Origin of the sequence: Streptomyces phaeofaciens, from assembly GCF_014648915.1 — a bacterium.
Classification (GTDB): domain Bacteria; phylum Actinomycetota; class Actinomycetes; order Streptomycetales; family Streptomycetaceae; genus Streptomyces; species Streptomyces phaeofaciens.
This window is the reverse complement of the sequence record NZ_BMSA01000011.1, coordinates 168,833-186,143: the sequence shown is the minus strand read 5'-3', so window position 1 is coordinate 186,143 and position 17,311 is coordinate 168,833. Positions and strand designations below refer to the sequence as shown.

At 73.5% G+C, this 17,311-nt stretch carries 17 protein-coding genes and 1 riboswitch; of the genes, 5 read left to right on the top strand and 12 right to left on the bottom strand.

Annotated elements, in window-relative coordinates:
• Window positions 1–84 precede the first annotated feature (84 nt).
• The 4 genes from IE275_RS20185 to IE275_RS20170 all read right to left on the bottom strand — a co-directional run bounded on the left by IE275_RS20185 (window position 85) and on the right by IE275_RS20170 (window position 4,972).
• Window positions 85–873 carry a polysaccharide deacetylase family protein gene (locus tag IE275_RS20185; RefSeq protein ID WP_373299257.1) on the bottom strand — a complete coding sequence of 263 codons (789 nt, stop codon included), beginning with the start codon at window positions 871–873 and terminating at the stop codon, window positions 85–87.
• Between the two features lie 64 nt (window positions 874–937).
• Entirely contained in the window at window positions 938–2,386 is a 1,449-nt protein-coding gene (locus IE275_RS20180) for a family 43 glycosylhydrolase (protein ID WP_189712729.1), read from the bottom strand.
• 47 nt (window positions 2,387–2,433) lie between these two features.
• Entirely contained in the window at window positions 2,434–3,942 is a 1,509-nt protein-coding gene (locus IE275_RS20175) for a family 43 glycosylhydrolase (protein WP_189712728.1), read from the bottom strand.
• Between the two features lie 223 nt (window positions 3,943–4,165).
• Entirely contained in the window at window positions 4,166–4,972 is an 807-nt protein-coding gene (locus IE275_RS20170) for an alpha/beta fold hydrolase (RefSeq protein ID WP_189712727.1), read from the bottom strand.
• A 567-nt stretch (window positions 4,973–5,539) separates the two neighbouring features.
• On the opposite strand from IE275_RS20170, the gene IE275_RS20165 reads away from it, so the two are divergent.
• Window positions 5,540–7,627 carry a xanthine dehydrogenase family protein molybdopterin-binding subunit gene (locus IE275_RS20165; protein ID WP_189712807.1) on the top strand — a complete coding sequence of 696 codons (2,088 nt, stop codon included), beginning with the start codon at window positions 5,540–5,542 and terminating at the stop codon, window positions 7,625–7,627.
• A 31-nt stretch (window positions 7,628–7,658) separates the two neighbouring features.
• Window positions 7,659–8,126, top strand: a complete 468-nt coding sequence (locus IE275_RS20160; RefSeq protein ID WP_189712726.1) for a (2Fe-2S)-binding protein — start codon at window positions 7,659–7,661, stop codon at window positions 8,124–8,126.
• A gap of 103 nt (window positions 8,127–8,229) precedes the next feature.
• Here the strand turns inward: IE275_RS20160 and IE275_RS20155 are convergent, their stop codons facing one another.
• Together IE275_RS20155 and IE275_RS20150 are read right to left on the bottom strand one after the other, a co-directional pair.
• Entirely contained in the window at window positions 8,230–8,886 is a 657-nt protein-coding gene (locus tag IE275_RS20155) for a thioredoxin-like domain-containing protein (protein WP_189712725.1), read from the bottom strand.
• Window positions 8,887–9,012: 126 nt separating this feature from the next.
• Window positions 9,013–9,486: a hypothetical protein gene (locus IE275_RS20150; RefSeq protein WP_189712724.1), complete on the bottom strand. Its 474-nt coding sequence runs from the start codon at window positions 9,484–9,486 to the stop codon at window positions 9,013–9,015.
• 197 nt (window positions 9,487–9,683) lie between these two features.
• On the opposite strand from IE275_RS20150, the gene IE275_RS20145 reads away from it, so the two are divergent.
• The gene (locus tag IE275_RS20145) at window positions 9,684–10,196 is read left to right on the top strand and encodes a hypothetical protein (RefSeq protein ID WP_189712723.1); all 513 of its coding nucleotides are present in this window, start codon (window positions 9,684–9,686) and stop codon (window positions 10,194–10,196) included.
• A gap of 124 nt (window positions 10,197–10,320) precedes the next feature.
• Window positions 10,321–11,793 carry an FAD-binding protein gene (locus IE275_RS20140; protein ID WP_189712722.1) on the top strand — a complete coding sequence of 491 codons (1,473 nt, stop codon included), beginning with the start codon at window positions 10,321–10,323 and terminating at the stop codon, window positions 11,791–11,793.
• Between the two features lie 99 nt (window positions 11,794–11,892).
• Here IE275_RS20140 and IE275_RS20135 read toward each other — a convergent pair whose 3' ends face one another.
• The 6 genes from IE275_RS20135 to IE275_RS20110 are packed head-to-tail and all read right to left on the bottom strand — an operon-like array spanning window position 11,893 to window position 16,181.
• Complete coding sequence (locus IE275_RS20135) at window positions 11,893–12,642, bottom strand: DUF1775 domain-containing protein (RefSeq protein WP_229870396.1); 750 nt, start codon at window positions 12,640–12,642, stop codon at window positions 11,893–11,895.
• Window positions 12,573–13,442: a hypothetical protein gene (locus IE275_RS20130; protein ID WP_189712721.1), complete on the bottom strand. Its 870-nt coding sequence runs from the start codon at window positions 13,440–13,442 to the stop codon at window positions 12,573–12,575. The genes IE275_RS20135 and IE275_RS20130 overlap by 70 nt, the downstream gene beginning before the upstream one ends.
• Before the next feature lie 43 nt (window positions 13,443–13,485).
• The gene (locus IE275_RS20125; RefSeq protein ID WP_189712720.1) at window positions 13,486–14,331 is read right to left on the bottom strand and encodes an ATP-binding cassette domain-containing protein; all 846 of its coding nucleotides are present in this window, start codon (window positions 14,329–14,331) and stop codon (window positions 13,486–13,488) included.
• A complete protein-coding gene (cbiQ, locus tag IE275_RS20120) occupies window positions 14,328–15,077 on the bottom strand; it encodes a cobalt ECF transporter T component CbiQ (protein WP_189712719.1) in 750 nt (249 codons plus the stop codon). Before cbiQ ends, IE275_RS20125 begins: the two co-directional genes overlap by 4 nt.
• A 4-nt stretch (window positions 15,078–15,081) precedes the next feature.
• Window positions 15,082–15,471, bottom strand: a complete 390-nt coding sequence (locus tag IE275_RS20115) for an energy-coupling factor ABC transporter substrate-binding protein (protein WP_189712718.1) — start codon at window positions 15,469–15,471, stop codon at window positions 15,082–15,084.
• The gene (locus IE275_RS20110; protein WP_189712717.1) at window positions 15,468–16,181 is read right to left on the bottom strand and encodes an energy-coupling factor ABC transporter permease; all 714 of its coding nucleotides are present in this window, start codon (window positions 16,179–16,181) and stop codon (window positions 15,468–15,470) included. Before IE275_RS20110 ends, IE275_RS20115 begins: the two co-directional genes overlap by 4 nt.
• Before the next feature lie 30 nt (window positions 16,182–16,211).
• A riboswitch (cobalamin riboswitch) is annotated at window positions 16,212–16,394 on the bottom strand.
• A 137-nt stretch (window positions 16,395–16,531) separates the two neighbouring features.
• Here IE275_RS20110 and IE275_RS20105 point away from each other — a divergent pair.
• Window positions 16,532–17,293, top strand: a complete 762-nt coding sequence (locus tag IE275_RS20105) for a cobalt-precorrin-6A reductase (RefSeq protein ID WP_189712716.1) — start codon at window positions 16,532–16,534, stop codon at window positions 17,291–17,293.
• Window positions 17,294–17,311: the final 18 nt, after the last annotated feature.

Genomic DNA, 17,311 nt, shown 5'->3' with positions numbered 1-17,311 from the left:
CGGCCCGGTGGACCGTTCCCCCTCGGGTCACACCGTTGGCGCAGTGGCGCGGGCATGTGACGTGGCCGCACCCGGGCCGGGGTGTCAGCGGTAGACCTCGCCCGGCTTCGCCTCGCCGGGCGCCAGCAGCTGGGGCACGGTGACGAACACGTACCCGCGTTCCTTCAGCGCGTCGATGATCCCGGGCACGGCCGGCACGGTGCCGTCGTAGATGTCGTGCAGCAGGATGATGCCGTCGCGGCCGGCCTGGTCGAGGACGCGCTCACGGATCAGGTCGGAGTCGGTCGTCGTGTAGTCCTTGGCGGTCACCGTCCACAGCACCTCGGCGAGGCCCAGCTCGCGGGAGATCTTGTGCACGGTGTCGTCGGTGCGGCCCTGCGGCGGGCGCATCAGGGTGGGCGCGCGGCCGGTGAGGCGCTCTATCGCGTCGTTGGGGCGCCGGAGTTCCTCGCGTATCTCGTCCTCGCCCAGGTCGGTGAGGATCTTGTGGTCCCAGGTGTGGCTGGCCACCTCGTGGCCCTCGGCGGCCATGCGCTCGACGAGTTCCGGGTACTTCTCGATGTGCCGCTTCCCCAGCAGGAAGAACGTCGCCGGTACCTGTTTCTCCTTCAGGATGTCCAGCAGTCGTGCGGAGTTCTCGCTGGGTCCGGCGTCGAAGGTGAGGGCGATGCACTTCGCCTCGCGGCAGTCGACGGAGCCGAACCGGGCGGCCTGGGTGGTGGTCGCGGGCTCGGCGCGGACGGAGCTCGGCGCGGTGGTGTCGAGTCCGCCGCAGCCGGTGAGGACGACCGCCAGCGAAGCGGCCGCCACCGAGACGGCGACGGCACGCAACCCGGCCCCCGTGTTCTTCATCTTCCTGGTCAGAGAAGGCATGCCGAGACTATACATAGCGTGTATACACGCTATGTATAGTCTCCGGATCATGCCGTCCGGCGCCTCACTGGGCGTAGAAGGTGGCGTCCCCGCGGTCCGTGGCCGTGCTCGGTGTCTGCACGTACAGCGCGTAGTTGTAGTGGCGGACGTACCGGCCGGCGTAGTTGTACGACTCGTACGAGACCCCCGCCGAGTCCGCGAGGCCGGCCCGACGGTAGAAGCTCGCGTCGGAGGCGAAGGCCGCCGTGCCCTCGTTCTTCTCCAGCCACACCTCGAAGTTCTTGTGCCGCAGGTAGTAGCCGGGGAAGTTGGCCGACTCCAGCGCGACCGTGCCGGTGCCGGCGAGCCCGGCAACCTCCCGGAACTGCGAGTCCGCGAGCGGGCTGACGTTCGCCTCGATCCTGGCGCGGTACTCCCAGTGCCGGACGAAACGGTCCGCGTAGTTGAAGGAGGAGAACCGCTGCGGGGTGACGCCGTCGGCGACCGGGACGCCGAAGTCGGGCGTGCCGTCGGCCTTCCAGTACACCTTCTGCACGCGCGTGCGGCGGTTGGGGTCGTTCAGCGGGTCGCCGCTGATGTCCTTGTAGCTGCGGTCGTGGTAGACGAGGATGTCCGACTTTCCGTCCTCGGACACGGTGAACGAGTTGTGTCCCGGCCCGTACTGCGAGGTCGCGGCGTTCGACGTGAACACGGGCGACGCGCTCTTCGTCCAGGACGCCGGCGCGGTGAGGTCCGCCGTCGCGGACGCGGTCAGCAGCCCCAGGCAGTAGTTGGCGTCGGTGGCGCTCGCCGAGTAGGTCATGAAGACCTTGTCGCCGTGCTGGACGAGCGCGGGACCCTCGTTGACCTTGTAGCCGACCGTCTCCCAGGACAGCGTCGGCCGGGAGATCTCCGCCGGAGTGCCGGAGATCGTCCAGGGGTTGGCCATCTTCGCGATGAACAGGCTGGTGTTGTTGTCCTCGGCCGGATTGCGCTGCGCCCAGGCGAGATAGCGCACCCCGCCCACGGTGAAGGTCGTGGCGTCGAGGGAGAAGCTCTCCCAGGTGGTTCTGATCTGGCCCTTCTCGGTCCATGTCGCGGTCAGCGGGTTGCTGCCGGTGCCCTCCAGGACGTACATCCGGATCGCCCACACGTCGTCGGTGGCGCCGGCCGCGAAGTACACGTACCACTTGCCGTCGATGAAGTGGATCTCCGGTGCCCAGATGTGGGCGCCCATGATCCCGCTGGTGTGCCTGGTCCAGACGGTGACCTCCTGGGCCGTCGACAGGCCCTGGATCGTCGTGGCCCGGCGCAGCACGATGCGGTCGTACTCGGGGACCGTGGCGGTGAAGTAGTAGTAGCCGTCGGTGTGCCGGAAGATGTGCGGGTCGGCGCGCTGCGCGGCGATCGGGTTGGTGTAGGTCACGGCGGGGGATTCCGGTACGGCGGCCTGGGCGGGGGCGGCCGTGCCGGTGAGCACGGCCGCGAGGGCGACGAGGACGGCCAGGAACAGCCGTACGGCGTTGCGTCTCAAGGGAATTCTCCTGATGCGGGGGGGGGGGGAGTGCTGGGCGGAGGGGGTCAGGCGGTGGGCACGAGGCGCCACTGCTGGCAGGTGTTGTCCAGCCAGGTCCACTGCCGTACGTCGGTGCCGTTCACGGTGCCGCAGTCCGCCACGTCGGCGACCTTGCCGCTGTTCTCGTTGACGATCCGCACGTAGTCGCCGCTCGCGGTGTGGACGAGCCGGAACCGCTGGCACTTGTTGTTCAGCCACGACCACTGGCGCAGATCGGCGCCGTCGGCGCCGGAGCAGTCGGCGGTGTCCAGCACCCCGCCCCCGGCCACGTTCACCAGCCGGCTGGTGTCGTCGGCCAGATCCTCGATCCGCCACTTCTGATTGGTCCCGCCGGTGCAGCTCCACTGGAAGACGTTCGTGCCGTTGGCGGTGGAGCCGCCCGACAGATCCAGGCACTTGCCGCTGTTGCGGTTCACCAGGGTGTACGACGTGGGGGTCGCCGCCGTCTCGCCGGACGGGCCCGGGAGTGTCGTGCCGAGCGCCACCGGCGTGCCGAAGTTCGGCGTGCCGTCGGCGTTCCAGGTGAACTTCTGGGCCCGGGTGGTCCGCCCGTTGCCGCAGCCCCCGCCGGACGAGGAGTTGGCGTGGTAGACGATCCAGTTCTCGGTGCCGTCCGGCGAGCTGAAGAAGCCGTTGTGACCGGGGCCGTAGACGCCGGCGGCGTCGTTGCGCTGGAACACGGGGGTCTGGGTCTTCTTCCAGGACGCCGCGTTCAGCGGGTCGGAACCGGTCAGTTCGAGCAGCCCCAGCTTGTAGTCGGCCGTCTGGCAGTAACTTGCGGAGAAGGTCAGGAAGGTACGGCCGTCGTGATACAGCGGCTCCGGCCCCTCGTTGACCGGCGCGCCCGAGGTCTCCCAGCTCAGCGTGGGGCTGGAGATGACCGTGAAGGTGCTGCTGGAGAGCGTGTACGGATTGCTCATCGGCGCGATGACCAGGCTCTGCGTGCCGCCGTTCACGAAGCCGGATCCGACGAGATACAGATTGCCGTTCGCCTGGAGCACGCTCGCGTCGATCAGCCAGCCGCCCGGCGTGAGATTGGAGCCGGTGAGCGAGCCCTTGTACGTGTACGGGCCCAGCGGGTCGGTGCCGGCGCTCTCCAGGACATGGGTGCGCTGGGAGTCGCAGCAGGCGACGCCGCTCTGCCCGGCCGAGTAGTACAGGTACCACTTGCCGTTGAACCGGTGGATCTCCGGTGCCCAGATGTTGGTGTTGCGGGTCGAGGTGGTGTCCGACCACACCTGCACGCTGGGCGCGGTCGCCAGGCCCGCCAGCGTCGGCGCCTTGCGCATGGCGAGGACGCCGGTGAACGTGGTGGTGACCAGGTAGTAGTTGCCGTCGTAGTACTCCAGCCAGGGGTCGGCGCCCTTGGCCGACTTGACCGGGTTGGTGTACGGGCGGCCGTCCGCCGCGGACACCGGCTGGGTCGCCGCCACCAGGGCGACGAGGAGCGCGAGTACGCAGACGAGCAGGGGTCTGCGCCGTGTTGCGGGCGCGCCGGGGCGCCTTCGAACCATCCGAGGCATACGGGACCGTCCCTTGTCCGTGAAGTCGCCTTGTGCGGTCGATCGAGCGGGTCGCTCGGGCTGTTCGGGGTTGCTCTGCCGTGCTGTTCGTTATTTCGAACCAGGTTCGTAACTTCGGCCAGAAGATAGGGGGTGTGCATGACCCCGTCAATGGTTCCGGCAAGCGGTTTCTGGGGTTCTGGGGTTTCCGGGGGCTGCCGTTGCGGGAAGCCGGTCAGAGGCCCCGCGCGAGGAACTCGGTGACGAGCGCGCCCGCTTCCGCGCGGCACTCCTCGAAGTAGGCGTGCCGGGCACCGGGGAACAGACGGGTGCGGGCGTCGGGGATACGGGCGGCGAGCAGCGGGAGGTTGTCCGGCGGGGTGAGCCGGTCCTGGTCGCCGTGGAGGATCAGCGTGGGTGCCGTGATCCGGGGCAGGACGTCCCACGCGTCGTGCCCGTTGCTGGCCAGCAGATGGCCGCGGCGGGCGTGCGGGGGCATCCCGGGGTCGCCGAGCGTGGTGTACGGGCCGGGGTGCGCGGCCCGCCAGCCGGGGGAGTACATCAGGTCGGTCAGGGCCTCCCGGGCGGCGGCCGGATCGGCCTGCGCCAGGGCCCGCCGTACGGCCGTGTCGCGCTCGACGGCGTGCGGGCCGCCGGGCGAGGTGCAGCCCAGGACGAGCCGGCGGACCCGCTCGGGATACCGGACGGCCACCCACTGGGCGACCCGGCCGCCCATGGAGGTGCCGTAGACGTCGGCCCGCTCGATGCCGAGGCGGTTCAGCACGGCGATCACGTCGTCGGCGAACTGCCGTGTGGAGTAGGGCCCTTCGGGCTTGTCGCCGGCCCCGGTGCCACGCTGGTCGAGGGTGATGGTGCAGTGGCCGGCATGGAAGTCCGCGCGGACCCGGTCCCACCAGTGGTGGTTGTTCGCCTGCCCGGCCAGGAGGACCAACGGGTATCCCTGCCCCCGGAGTTGGCAGGCCAGGGCGGTGCCGTCCTGGGCGTGGGCGACGGTGTCGAGCCGATGGCCGGAGTCGGTCATGGGTGATCCCGGGGTTCCTCGATCGTGGTGCGGGAGCTGGGTGCGCGGGCTGGGTACGGGGTCACTCGTCGTCCGCCGGCGTGCGCGTGATCATAACGCGCCGCGTGCCTCCGACGGGCCCCCGAGACCCGTCGCGGGCCGGTCGCGGTCGGGCGGGACCGCGACCGGCCGCCGCCTCACCGCAGGCCGAGCCGCCCGCGGTACGGCGGGCGCGGGCCGGCCCGCGCCAGGCGGCGGCGCAGCCGGCGTCGGCCTCACGGGCGGGGCCGGGATCGCGGGCCGGCAGCAGGTGGTGCCGGGATCGCGGGCCGGCAGCAGGTGGTGCCGGTGAACTCCAGGTCGTGGGGGTCATCGCAGCCCTTCTCCGGGTCCAGGCCGCCCCGCTCGTCCGCGACGCCGGCCAGGACCGAGCCGGCCGGCGGCGCACGGAGCGCCGCCGCGCAGGCAACCTCCGGGCCCGCCGGGCCCTCCTACGGGGCGAAGCACGGGGCGAGGTTCAGGCCGCGCCCACCCGAAAGGCCTGGAGAGGAGTGTCCGGTGGCCCGTCCGCTGTCCCGCCGCAGATTCATGGTCTACTCGCTCGCGGCGTCCACCCTGACCGTCGCGGCGCCCCTGGGCTGCGACTCCTCGTCCGCGGCCGACGCCGAACCCGCCCGCGCGGCGTCCGACGTCCTGGTCACCGGCACCGACGAGGAGATGCTCGTCCTCCAGGTCACCGCGGCCAACAGGGTCGTCGTCCGGCTGCCGCGCGTCGAGGTCGGACAGGGTGTCACCACCGCCGTCGCCATGATGATCGCCGAGGAGCTGGACGCCCGGCTCGGCGACATCGACATCCCGCTCGCCGACGCCCGCGCCCGGGGCAACCAGTACACCGGCGGTTCCAGCTCGGTCCGTTCGCTGTACGGCCCGGCCCGCGAACTGGCCGCCCTGGCGCGCGCCAAACTGGTCACCGCCGCCGCCCGCCGCTGGGGCCTGCCCGGGTGGACCCTGCGCACCCGGGACACGAAGGTGTTCGCGCCGGACGGCCGCTCGGCCACCTTCGGATCGCTGACCGCGAGCGCCGCCCGGATCACCCGGACCACCGTGTCGAGCCGGCCCAAACCCGTCTCCCGGCACCGGGTGATCGGCACGCCCACGACCCGGATCGACGCCCGGGACATCGTCACCGGCAAGGCGAAGTACGCCGGTGACCTGGCCGTTGCCGGGGCGAAGCCGACCGTGGTGGCGCGGCCGCCGACGCTGGGCGGGACACTCGTCTCGGTCGACGACCGGGCGGCGCGCGCCATGCCGGGCGTCCACGCGGTCGTCAAGGTGCCCGGCGGGGTCGCCGTGGTGGCCGACTCCTTCCACCATGCCTTCCGGGCCAGGGACGCGCTGCGGATCACCTGGGCCCCGGGCCCCCTCGCGTCGCTCTCCGACGCCGCGATCCGCTCCCGGCTGCGGGCCGCCGTCCCCCGGCTCGGCACCCCGCCGAGCGGATCGGCGCAGACGGAGGGCGAGTTCGAGTTCGCGTTCGTCGGCCACGCCCCGATGGAGGTGCTCACCGCGGTGGCGGACGTCCGCGCCGACCGGGCCGAGATCTGGTTCTCCTCCCAGACCCCGATGGACGCGCGGGAGGCCGTCGCCTCGGCGGTCGGACTGTCCGCGGCGAAGGTGAAGGTCCATGTCCTGCGCGGCGGCGGCTCGTTCGGCCGGCGGCTGAACCACGACGCGGCGATCGAGGCGGCCCTGATCTCGAAGGCGGCCCGGCGGCCCGTCAAACTGATGTGGAGCCGCGCCGACGACGTCCGGCACGGCCGGATGCGCCCGGCCAGCCACCACCGGATCCGGGCCAGCCACGCCCGGGGCAGAGTCGTCGCGTTCACCCATGCGACGGCCTCGGTCAGTGAGGCGTACGACGGAAAGGGGCTGTCCGCGCAGGGCGGCGCGAGGGCGCTCGTCGCCCGCGCCCAGGGGCCCCTGCCCAGCGACAGCGGCCTCTACAACTTCGGCCGTGTCGACGGCGACTCGGGCTCCGTCGAACTGCCGGCGATCCCCCTCGGGCCCTGGCGGTCGGTGGACTCCGGGACCATGCGCACCGCCGAGGAGATCCTCGTCGACGAGGTGGCGCGGGCCCTGCACAAGGACCCGGTCGCGTTCCGGCGTACGACACTGCGGAGCAAGACCCTGCGAGCCGTGCTCAACAAGGCCGCGTCGGCCGGGCACTGGGGCCGGGCCCTGCCGGCCGGCCAGGCGCAGGGCATCGCCGTCCACGAGGAGTACGGCTCGTGCGTGGCCTGCCTGGCCGAGATCGACGTCACCGATCCGAAGGCCCCCCGGGTGACCCGGGTGGTGATGGCGGCCGACGTCGGGACGGCCGTCAACCCGCGCGGACTGGAGGCGCAGCTCATGGGCACCGCCGTCGACGGCATCTCCACCGTGCTGACGGCCGGCCTCCACATCGACCGGGGAGCGGTCCGCGAGAGCAGCTACGCCGACTTCCGTTACGCCCGCCAGCGGGACGCCCCGCTGCACTTCGAGGCGCACCTGATGCCCTCGCGGCGGGAGCCGGGCGGCGCGGGCGAACTCGGTGTCCCCGCGGCGGCGGCCGCGGTCGCCAACGCCTACGCCCGCGCCACCGGCACCAGACCGCGCCGCTTCCCCCTGGACTTCTGAGACCCCTGATCCCGGATTATGGAAGGTGCAGATGCCGTCCCACTCCTTCGTCCTGAACGGCGAGCAGGTCACCGTCGACGCGCCGGACGACATGCCGCTGCTGTGGGTGCTGCGGGACCTGCTGAACGTCACCGGGCCCAAGTACGGCTGCGGGGTGGGCGTCTGCCGCGCCTGCACGAGCCATCTCGACGGTGCGGAGATCCAGCCCTGTGTCGTACCGGTCGCCGACTGCGCGGGCCGGGCGGTCACCACCATCGAGGGCCTGGCCGACGGCGACACGCTGCACCCCGTGCAACAGGCCTGGCTCGACCGCGACGTGGCGCAGTGCGGGTTCTGCCAGCCGGGCCAGATCATGGCGGCGGCCGCCCTGCTCACGCGGACGCCGCAGCCCACCGACGCCGACATCGACCGGATCGAGAACGTCTGCCGCTGCGGCACGTACTCCCGGATCCGCGAGGCGATCAAGAAGGCCGCGGAGCAGACCGCCCAGCGGGACTGACCGGCACCCGGACCCGGGCGGCACCCGGACCACCCGGGCGGCACCCGGACCGGGCGATGCGCGGCGGCACGGACGCGGCCCGCGCCCGTGCCGCCGACGGCCGCTACGCGCCGGTCAGCCCGTTGGTGCAGGCGGCACCGGGTTCCGGGGTCTGCGCTCCCTGGACGTACTTGGTGAAGAACTGCTCGACCCGGGCGTCGGACGCCTTGTCCACGGTGAGCTGGTGGCCCCAGGCCGACAGCATGATCGCCCCGGACTGGTCCTCGACCGGGCTCATCAGCGTGTAGGGCGTCCGGGAGACCCTGTCGGCCAACGCCTTGACGTCGGCCTCGGCCGCCTTTGTGTTGTAGGTGACCCACACCGCGCCGTGCTCCAGCGAGTGCACGGCGTTCTCGTTCGCCACGGCCTTCGTGTAGACCGTGCCGTCGCAGGTCATCCACGCCTGGTGGTGGTCGCCGCCGACGGGCGGGTTCATCGGGTAGTCGACCGCTTCCTTGACGTGGTTCTGCGTCAGCTTCTTCGCGTCCCAGCTCTTCTCGCCCCGCACCGGCTTCTTCGCCTCGGCTGCCTGCTGCTCCTCCTTCTCGTTGGCGCTGTTGATCGCGTACACGCCCCAGCCGATCAGTCCGGCGACGATGACCGTGCTCAGGGTGAGGGTGATGACGCGGTTGCGCCGCTCGCGGGCCTGCTCGGCGCGGCGCAGCGCCTCGATGCGCTCCTTGCGGCCGGCGGCCGCGGCCTTCTTGCTGGTCTTGCTCATGGGGATGTCCTCTCTCTCCGCCGCACGGTGTCGTCGTGCGGCGGGGCGGATGCGACGGGCGGACGGACGGCGTACGGCGGCACGCGCGCGTGGGCGGGCGTGGGGGTGCCGTGCGGCCAGGGCCGTTCAGGTCCGCTGCACCTGGAGAACGTGGAGGTCGGGAGCGGCGCCGGGCGGTGGGCGGCCGGTGGGGAGGGCGGGGGTGTCCGGTGGGGTGGGAGGGCCCGGGACCCGGCGCAGCAGCGCCGGCGCGGTCGGGACGGGAGCGGCGAGCACCGCGCCACCGGCGTGGACGGCCGGGACGCAGCAACTGCCGCCCGCCGGGCAGACACCCCGGAACACGGTCCGCCCGCCATGGTGCGCGGCCGTCCCGTCCGCCGTCGGCCGCCCCGCGGGGACGGTGACCGCCGTGGGCTGCTTCGGGGAGACGGTGACCGCCGTGGGCGCGGAGTGCAGGGCGACGACACCGTGCGTCCCGTGGCCCAGGCACATCAGCAGCGCGCCGAGGAGCACGGCCAGGGCAGGCAGCAGTGCCGCGGTCCGCGTGGCCCCCCACGCGCCGCGGTCCCCGCGCTGCGCCAGCGGCGCCCTGCTCCTCATCACGGGTGATGCTAAGCGGTCCCTGTGGACCGGGTGCCGGTCGGGTCGGACATCGGCGATCACCGCGGGCCGGGCAGGGCAGGTCCGGGCCGGGCGTGGGTGAACAGCCGTCACGGACCGTCCGTACCTCTGGACAGTCGTCACCCCGTCCGCCGGCGCGGACGGGAACAGCGTGGACCGGAACACGGAGAGGGCACGTGTCACAGCAGTCGCAGCGAGGAACCACCGGCCGAAGCACATCCACCGCCCGTCTGCCGCGCGGTGCCGCGCTCGTCGCCGGTCTGGCGCTGCTCCTGCCGGTCACGGCGTGCGGCGGGGGCACGGGCGGCGCCGCGGACGCCGTGGGGAACAGCGACCCGTCGAAGCTCTCCGCCGCCCCCGCGGCCGGCGTCGTGGCCCCGGCGAGGGTCGAGGTGATCGCCGGGCTGATCGGCTGCGAGGCCGAGATCCGCACCGACGCCGACGAACTGCGCGAGGGCACCTGCCACGCGGCGCAGGCCGACTACCTCATCACCACCTTCCCCGCGGAGAAGTTCAAGCTGACCTGGCTGGACGCCGCCGCCATCTACGGGGGCACCTATCTGGTCGGCCCGCAGTGGGTCGTCAGCGCCAAGCCCGAGCTGCTGGAGCAGGCCCGCGACAAGGTCGGCGGGAACATCCAGCAGCTCCGCGGCATGAGCGGCAGCACGCCCGCCCCGAGCGCGTCGTAGTGGTCGTCCACGGGCGTGGGCCGTGCACCGGGACGCCAGGGAAACCCGATGCCGTACGGGATCAACTCGCCTACGCTGTCGTGGATTTGACCACTTGACCAGCGCTTGAGAGGTGGTAGTGCGTATGTCCCGCACACCGTCCAGACGCACCGTATTACGTGGACTCACCGTCACCGGCACGGCGGTGATCGGATTCGACACCGCGGCCCGCACCTGGACCGCGACCGCCGCGGAGCCGGGATCCGCCCTGGCCAGGATCCCCGGGCTGGACGGCACGCTCGTCACCGACGCGGCGTCGCTGAGCGCCGCGGCCGACGACTACGGCCACATCGTCCACCGCCGACCCCTGGCCGTCCTGCGCCCCGGCTCGGTGCGCGACGTCGTCGCCATGGTCCGGTTCTGCAACGACCTGGGTCTGCCGGTCGCGCCGCGTGGCCAGGGGCACGCCCCGTACGGGCAGGCGCAGGTGGCGGACGGCCTGGTCGTCGAGACCGCGCCGCTCGCGGCCATCGGCCCCGTGGGGCCGCACAGCACCACCGTCACCGTCGGCGCGGGCGCCAAGTGGAGCGAGGTGGCCAGGGCGACCCTCGCCCACGGTCTCACCCCGCCCGTCTTCACCGACTACATCGAACTCTCCGTCGGCGGCACCCTGTCCGTCGGCGGCCTCGGCGGCCAGATCCATCGGCACGGCGCCCAGGTCGACAACGTCACCGCGCTGCGGGTCGTCACCGGAGCGGGCGAGCTGGTCCGCTGCTCCCCGTCCCGGCGCCCCGACCTCTTCCACGCCGTCCTGGCCGGCCTCGGCCAGTGCGCGATCATCGTCGAGGCCACCCTGCGCCTGGTGCCCGCGCCCGAGTCGGTCCGCCACTACCAACTGCCCTACGACGACCTGGAGACGTTCCTGGACGACCAGCGCGTGCTCGTCCAGGACGGCCGCTTCGACTACGTGGAAGGTCAGGTCCACGTAGACGCCCAGGGAGCCTTCCGCGCCTACAGCCTGGAGGCGGTGGCCTACGGCCCTCCGGTCGGCCCCGCACCGGACGACACGGCCCTGCTGAGCGGTCTGCGCCACGATCCGGCCGGGGTGCAGTACACCGACCGGTCCTACTACGACTTCCTGGACCGGCTGGCACCGCTCGTCGCCTCCCTCAAGGAGGCCGGCTTCTGGACGTACGCCCACCCGTGGCTCAACCTCATGCTGCCGGGCTCGGCGGCCGCGTCCGTCAGCGGACCGCTGCTGGCGAACCTCACCCCGGCCGATCTGGGCCCGGGCGTCATCCTCTTCTACCCGATGCTGAAGGAGCGCCTCACGACCCCGCTGCTGCGCACCTCCGACGAGGACGTGTCGTACCTGTTCGACATCCTCGGCGCCACCCCGCCGGACGACACGGCCACCGTCGAGCGTCTGCTGGCGGCCAACCGCTCCGCGTACGAGGCCGCCGCGGCGGCCGGCGGCACGCAGTACCCGGTGGGCAGCATCCCGTTCACCCCCGAGGACTGGCGGGACCACTTCGGCCCGGCCTGGCCGGCGCTGGAGGCGGCGAAGCGCACGTACGACCCGCGGGGGATCCTCGTCCCGGGCCAGGGCGTCTTCTGAGCCCTCGGCACCCGGCGCCGCGTTCGTGGCGCCGGGTGCCGGCCGTCGACCCGGGGCGAGGCGTACGCTCTCGCGGCCCCGGGTCGACGGCGGTCCGGGTCAGTCCTCGGACGTGCCGGCGGCCCGACGCCTGAGGAACCACCAGGCTCCGCCGCCGAGGACCAGCAGCGTCGCGGCGGCCCCGCCGGCCAGCAGGCCGGTGGACGTCCCGGAGTCCTCGTCGGCCGAGGCGGACTCCGACGCGGACTTCGACGACGACTTCGGCGACGGGGTGGAAGAAGCGGCCGCGGACGGGGACCCCGCCGTCTCCGACGGCGTGGGGCTCGCCCCGACCGGCGTGGCCCCCGGGGCCGCGGCCTTCAGCTTCAGCAGCGGAGCGGGCTGTTCGGCCTCCTTGCCGTCGGCGGGCAGTTCGATCCACCGGGAGATCTCGCCGTCGTCGTACGTCTCGACGGTCTTGAACGCCAGCTCCTCGGCGTCCGGCAGCTGGCGGACCTTCACGCTGTACTCCGCGTCGACGCCGGTGCCGAGCGCCGGACCGGCCAGGGTGTAGCCGTCCTCGGTCGCCGTGAACTTCCAGCCCTTGGGGGCCTTGCCGAGGGTGACGGCGGTGGGGGCGATGCCCTCGGGCAGGACGACCCGCACCTCACGGAAGCCGGCGGAGGCGGACTCGGCCTCGGAGACGAAGGTCAGGGTGACGTTCTCGGCGAGCGCCTGCGGGCGGTCGGCCTCGACCTCGGCGTGGGCGGCGGCCGGTGCGGCCAGGGCGAGGGTGGCCGTCAGCGCGACGGCGCCGGCGAGCCCGAGACGGCGGCCGACGCGCGCCAGGGGGCGGACGGGGTGGGACACGGACACGGGGGAACTCCTTGCGGGAACGGGAGGATCCGGCCCGGTGACGACCGGGGCCGGTGAAGGACCGAGGGGTTCTCCCCACGCGGTGGGCCCCTGCGCCCCACCGCGTGCTCCAGGACGTTCGCCGGACCCGGCCCGGCCGGCGCCAGGAACGCGCCGCTGCGCCGGCCGGGCGCCCGGGGCCGTACCGGCTCCGGACGGGGCACCGGGCGGGGCAGCACCTGGGCCAAGGCGGCCGCGGCGGCCCGGCCGAGCGTGCGCAGCAGGCCGAGCGCGGCCCGCGTCCGGACGTCCGCCCGGTGCAGCAGCCAGGCCACCGCGAGCGCGGCGGCCGTGTGGACCGCGGCCATCGGCATCCCGCCGTGATGCCAGACGTGCCCGTCCCCGCCGGCCGCCGCCGGATGACCGGCGTGCCCGGCGTGACCCGGCAGCGCCGCCGGCGCGTGGCCGTCGGCGAGGGACAGCGCGAGATGCAGGGCGCCCTGCGTCAGCAGCGTGGCCCCGAGGGTCACGACCGGCGACGGACGGCGCCGGGCCAGCGGCAGGAACGCGGCGAGCTGGACGGCGACGAGCGCCCCCGCGAGCCGCCACGGCACCGCCGCCTCGGCGATCGCGTGATGCCCGAGCAGCGCGAGCACGGTCCCGAGCACGGCGAACACCCCGGCCCGCACCCACACGGCCCCGCCCCCCGCCTCACGCCCGCTCACCTCGTCGAATACGGCGGTGAGGGGGGAGACGTTCACCGGACCGGGGAAGACGTCCGCCGGGCCGGCCGGAGCAGAGGTGCGGCCGGTCACGCCCCCGAGCGCGGGCGCCGGCTCCCGCCCGGTCCGCACGAGGTCACGTCCCCGTACGGGCCGTCGTCAGGGCGGAGAGTTCCTCGGCCGTGCGCGGTCCGGGTGCCGCGGCGGGCAACAGGCCCTGTGCGCGCAGCAGTTCGGCGGCGGCGATCCCCCACGGCAGCCGCAGCCCGGCCTGCCCGAGCAGGTCCGTACGGGCCAGCATCGCCGCCGCGGGCCCGGTGTGCGCGCCGGACGGGGTGAGGAGTGCGGCGTCGTCGGCCCAGCGCAGCGCGAGGTCGACGTCGTGGGTGGCCATCACCACCGTCGTCCCGGACGCGCGCAGCCCGTCGAGGGTGGCGAGCAGCCGCTCCTGGCCGTCGGGGTCGAGCCCGGCGGTCGGCTCGTCGAGGATCAGCACGCGCGGCCGCATGGCGACGGCGCCCGCGATGGCGGTCCGCTTGCGCTGCCCGTACGACAGCAGATGGGTGGGCCGGTCGGCCAGGGCCGTGATGTCGAGGGCGGCGAGGGCCTCGTCGACGCGGGCCCGCACCTCCACGTCGGACAGGCCGAGGTTCAGCGGTCCGAACGACACGTCCTGGCCGACGGACGCGGCGAACAGCTGGTCGTCGGGGTCCTGCACCACCAGCTGCACGGTCGTCCGCAGCCGGGTCAGGCCCTTGCGGTCGTAGCCGACCGCGCGCCCCTCGACGGTCAGTTCGCCGGTGCGCGGCCGCAGTCCGCCGCTGAGCAGCCGCATCAGCGTGGTCTTGCCACTGCCGTTGCGGCCCAGCAGCGCGAGCGCGCGTCCGCCGCGGACCTCGAAGTCCAGCCCGTCGACGACGACGGGGCCGTCCTCGTAGGCGAAGGAGGCGCCGCGCAGGGCGACCAGCACGGGCTCGCTCATGTCGGCGGCCTTTCCAGGACGAGGGTGAGAACGGTCAGTGCCGCGAGGAGGGCGACGCTGCCGGCCGTGAAGCGGACGGAGACCCGGGCCTCGGGCACCAGGACGCGCAGGGTGCCGTCGTAGCCCCGGCCGGCGAGCCCGGCCTGGAGCCGTGCCGCCCGGTCGAAGGCCCGGACGAACGCCGTGGCCCCGAGCCCGGCCAGCGCACGCCACTCGGCCGCCCGGCTGGTGTGCCCGAGCCGCGCCGCCTGCGCCTCCCGGATGCGGCGCACGGAGTCCAGCAGCAGGAAGCTCATCCGGTACGTCACCAGCGCCACGTCCACGACCGGTGCGGGCACCCCGGCGCGGACCAGGCGCGGCAGCAGATCGGACATCGGTGTGGTGAAGGCGAACAGCAGGACGCCGAGGGAGGCGGCCGAGGTGCGCAGCAGCAGCTCCCCGGCGCGCACCGCCCCGCCGTCGGCCGGGGCGACGAACCCGTCGGGCCCGCCGACCTGGACGAGCAGCGTGAGCGCCCCGGTCGCACAGAACCCCAGCGGCACCCGGTAGGCCCGCCACAGCCGGCGGGCCGGCACCCCTGCCGGGCCCAGCAGCACCACGAGCGCGGTCAGCAGTACGAGGGCGGCGCCGGGCCAGGGCGGCAGGGAGACGGCGAGCACGGTCAGGCCCAGTCCGAGCACGGCCTTGTCCACCGGGTGACGGCGGCGCCAGCGGCTGCTGTGGGCCGCCGCGTCGATCGGCAGCACCCGGCTAGGCCCGGTCGGCGGGCTCGGTGGCGGGCTCGGCGCCGATCGCCTCGGCGGCCGCTTCGGCCGTGGCCGCGTCCTGCCGTGCCAGCGCCCGCAGTTCGCCCTGGCGCCGCCCGCGGTGCAGACCGAAGTAGTAGGCGAGGACGCCCGCCCCGAGCGCCGCCTGGAAGGAGAACAGCGCCGACTCGATCTCCCCGGACGGTGGCTCGTACAGCGGCGAGAACCAGGGCTCGTAGTCCGGTTCCAGCTCGGTGATCGCCGTCTCCGCCTCGGCGTCCGCGCCCGTGAACGGCTCCTCCTTGTGGTCGCCGAGCCCGAGGACCAGCGGCAGGACGGCCAGCGCGGCCACCACGAACAGCAGCAGGGCGTTGATCTTCGCGTTGCGGCTCATCGGGCCACCGCCTCGGTACCGGTACCGGCACCGGCTTGGGGCCGCCCGCCCGTCACCAGCACGCCGAGCCGGGTCAGTTCGCCCTTGCTGGACTGCACCAGCAGCCGCATCACGAACACCGTGAGCAGGCCCTCGCTGACCGCGAGCGGGATCTGGGTGACGGCGAAGATGGAGCCGAACTTGCCGAGCGCGCCCAGGAATCCGCTGCCCGGGTCGGGGAACGCCAGCGCCAGCTGCACGCTGGTCACGCAGTAGGTGGACAGGTCGGCGGCGAAGGCGCCGCAGAACACCGTGACCATCAGCGGCACGTCGAAGCGGCGCAGCAGCCGGTAGACCGCGTAGCCGGTCCACGGTCCGACGATCGCCATCGAGAAGACGTTGGCGCCGAGGGTGGTGAGACCGCCGTGCGCGAGCAGCAGGGCCTGGAAGAGCAGGGTGATCGTGCCCAGGACGGCCATGATCGGCGGCCGGAACAGGATGGCACCCAGGCCGGTGCCGGTGGGGTGCGAGCAACTCCCGGTCACCGAGGGCAGTTTCAGTGCGGACAGGACGAACGTGAAGGCCCCGGAGGCGCCGAGCAGCAGGGTGCTCTCGGGATGCTCCCTGACCTCACGGGTGAGCGACCGGACTCCGTGGACGACGAACGGTGCGGACGCGACGCCCCAGGCGACCGCGTGCGCCGGCGGGAGGAAACCCTCGGCTATGTGCATGGTTCAGCAGACCCTCTCCAGCACCTCGTGGATGGTTGACGCGCCCCGGCCGGTCTCCTGGCTGACGGGTACCACCGCCCGTGCTCCGCCTTCCCGGGTCCGAGGACCCAGTGGCTGCCCGTGAGGGCTGGAGCCGGACTTCCCGATCACAGTGGCGAGGGCCGCACCGGTTTCACACCGGATTTCCCGTTCACCGAGGCGTGGTGACAGTAGTGCCCGCATATGGGCCCTGACAAGCGGCAATGGGGGGCGCGGGGGCGTCGAGAGACGGCTCACACACCGGCGCACGCCCCGGTGTGCTTGAGTGGGAACCCGACCGCCCCACCCGCGAAGAACGGATCCGGACTCCCGTGCACCTACTGATCCTCGGGGGCACCACGGAGGCCCGCCGGCTGGCCGAACTGCTGGACGGTGTGCCGGGTCTGACGGTGACCAGTTCGCTCGCCGGGCGGGTCGCCGGTCCCCGCCCGCTGCCCGGCGCGGTGCGCGTCGGCGGGTTCGGCGGTGCCGAGGGGCTGTCGGCCTGGCTGCGGGAACACGCGGTGGACGCGCTCGTCGACGCCACCCACCCCTTCGCCGGGGCCATCGGGCACCACGCGGCGCGGGCCGCGGCCGACACCGGCGTCCCCCTGCTCGCCGTCCGCCGCCCCGGCTGGACGCCGGTGCCCGGTGACCGCTGGCACGAGGCCGGTTCCCTGGCGGAGGCCGCCGCGCTGCTGCCCGGACTCGGCCGGCGGGTGTTCCTCACCACCGGGCGGACGGGCCTGGCCGCCTTCGCGGACCTCACCGGGCCGTGGTTCCTCGTCCGGTCGGTCGACCCGCCCGAGCCCCCGTACCCGCCCCGGATGGAGGTGCTGCTCGACCGCGGCCCCTTCACTCTCGACGGAGAACGCGAGCTGTTGCGCCGTCACCGTGTCGACGTGGTGGTGACGAAGGACAGCGGGGGAGCGGCCACCGCGCCGAAGCTGACGGCGGCCCGCGAGGCCGGGCTGCCGGTGATCGTGGTCCGTCGGCCGCCGCCCCCCGAGGGCGTGCCGGCCGTCCCCGATCCGCGGTCGGCGGCACGCTGGGTCGCCGAGCGCCTCGCGCAGGGGCACTCTCCGGAACCCTGACGCAGACCCGGCGCGCCC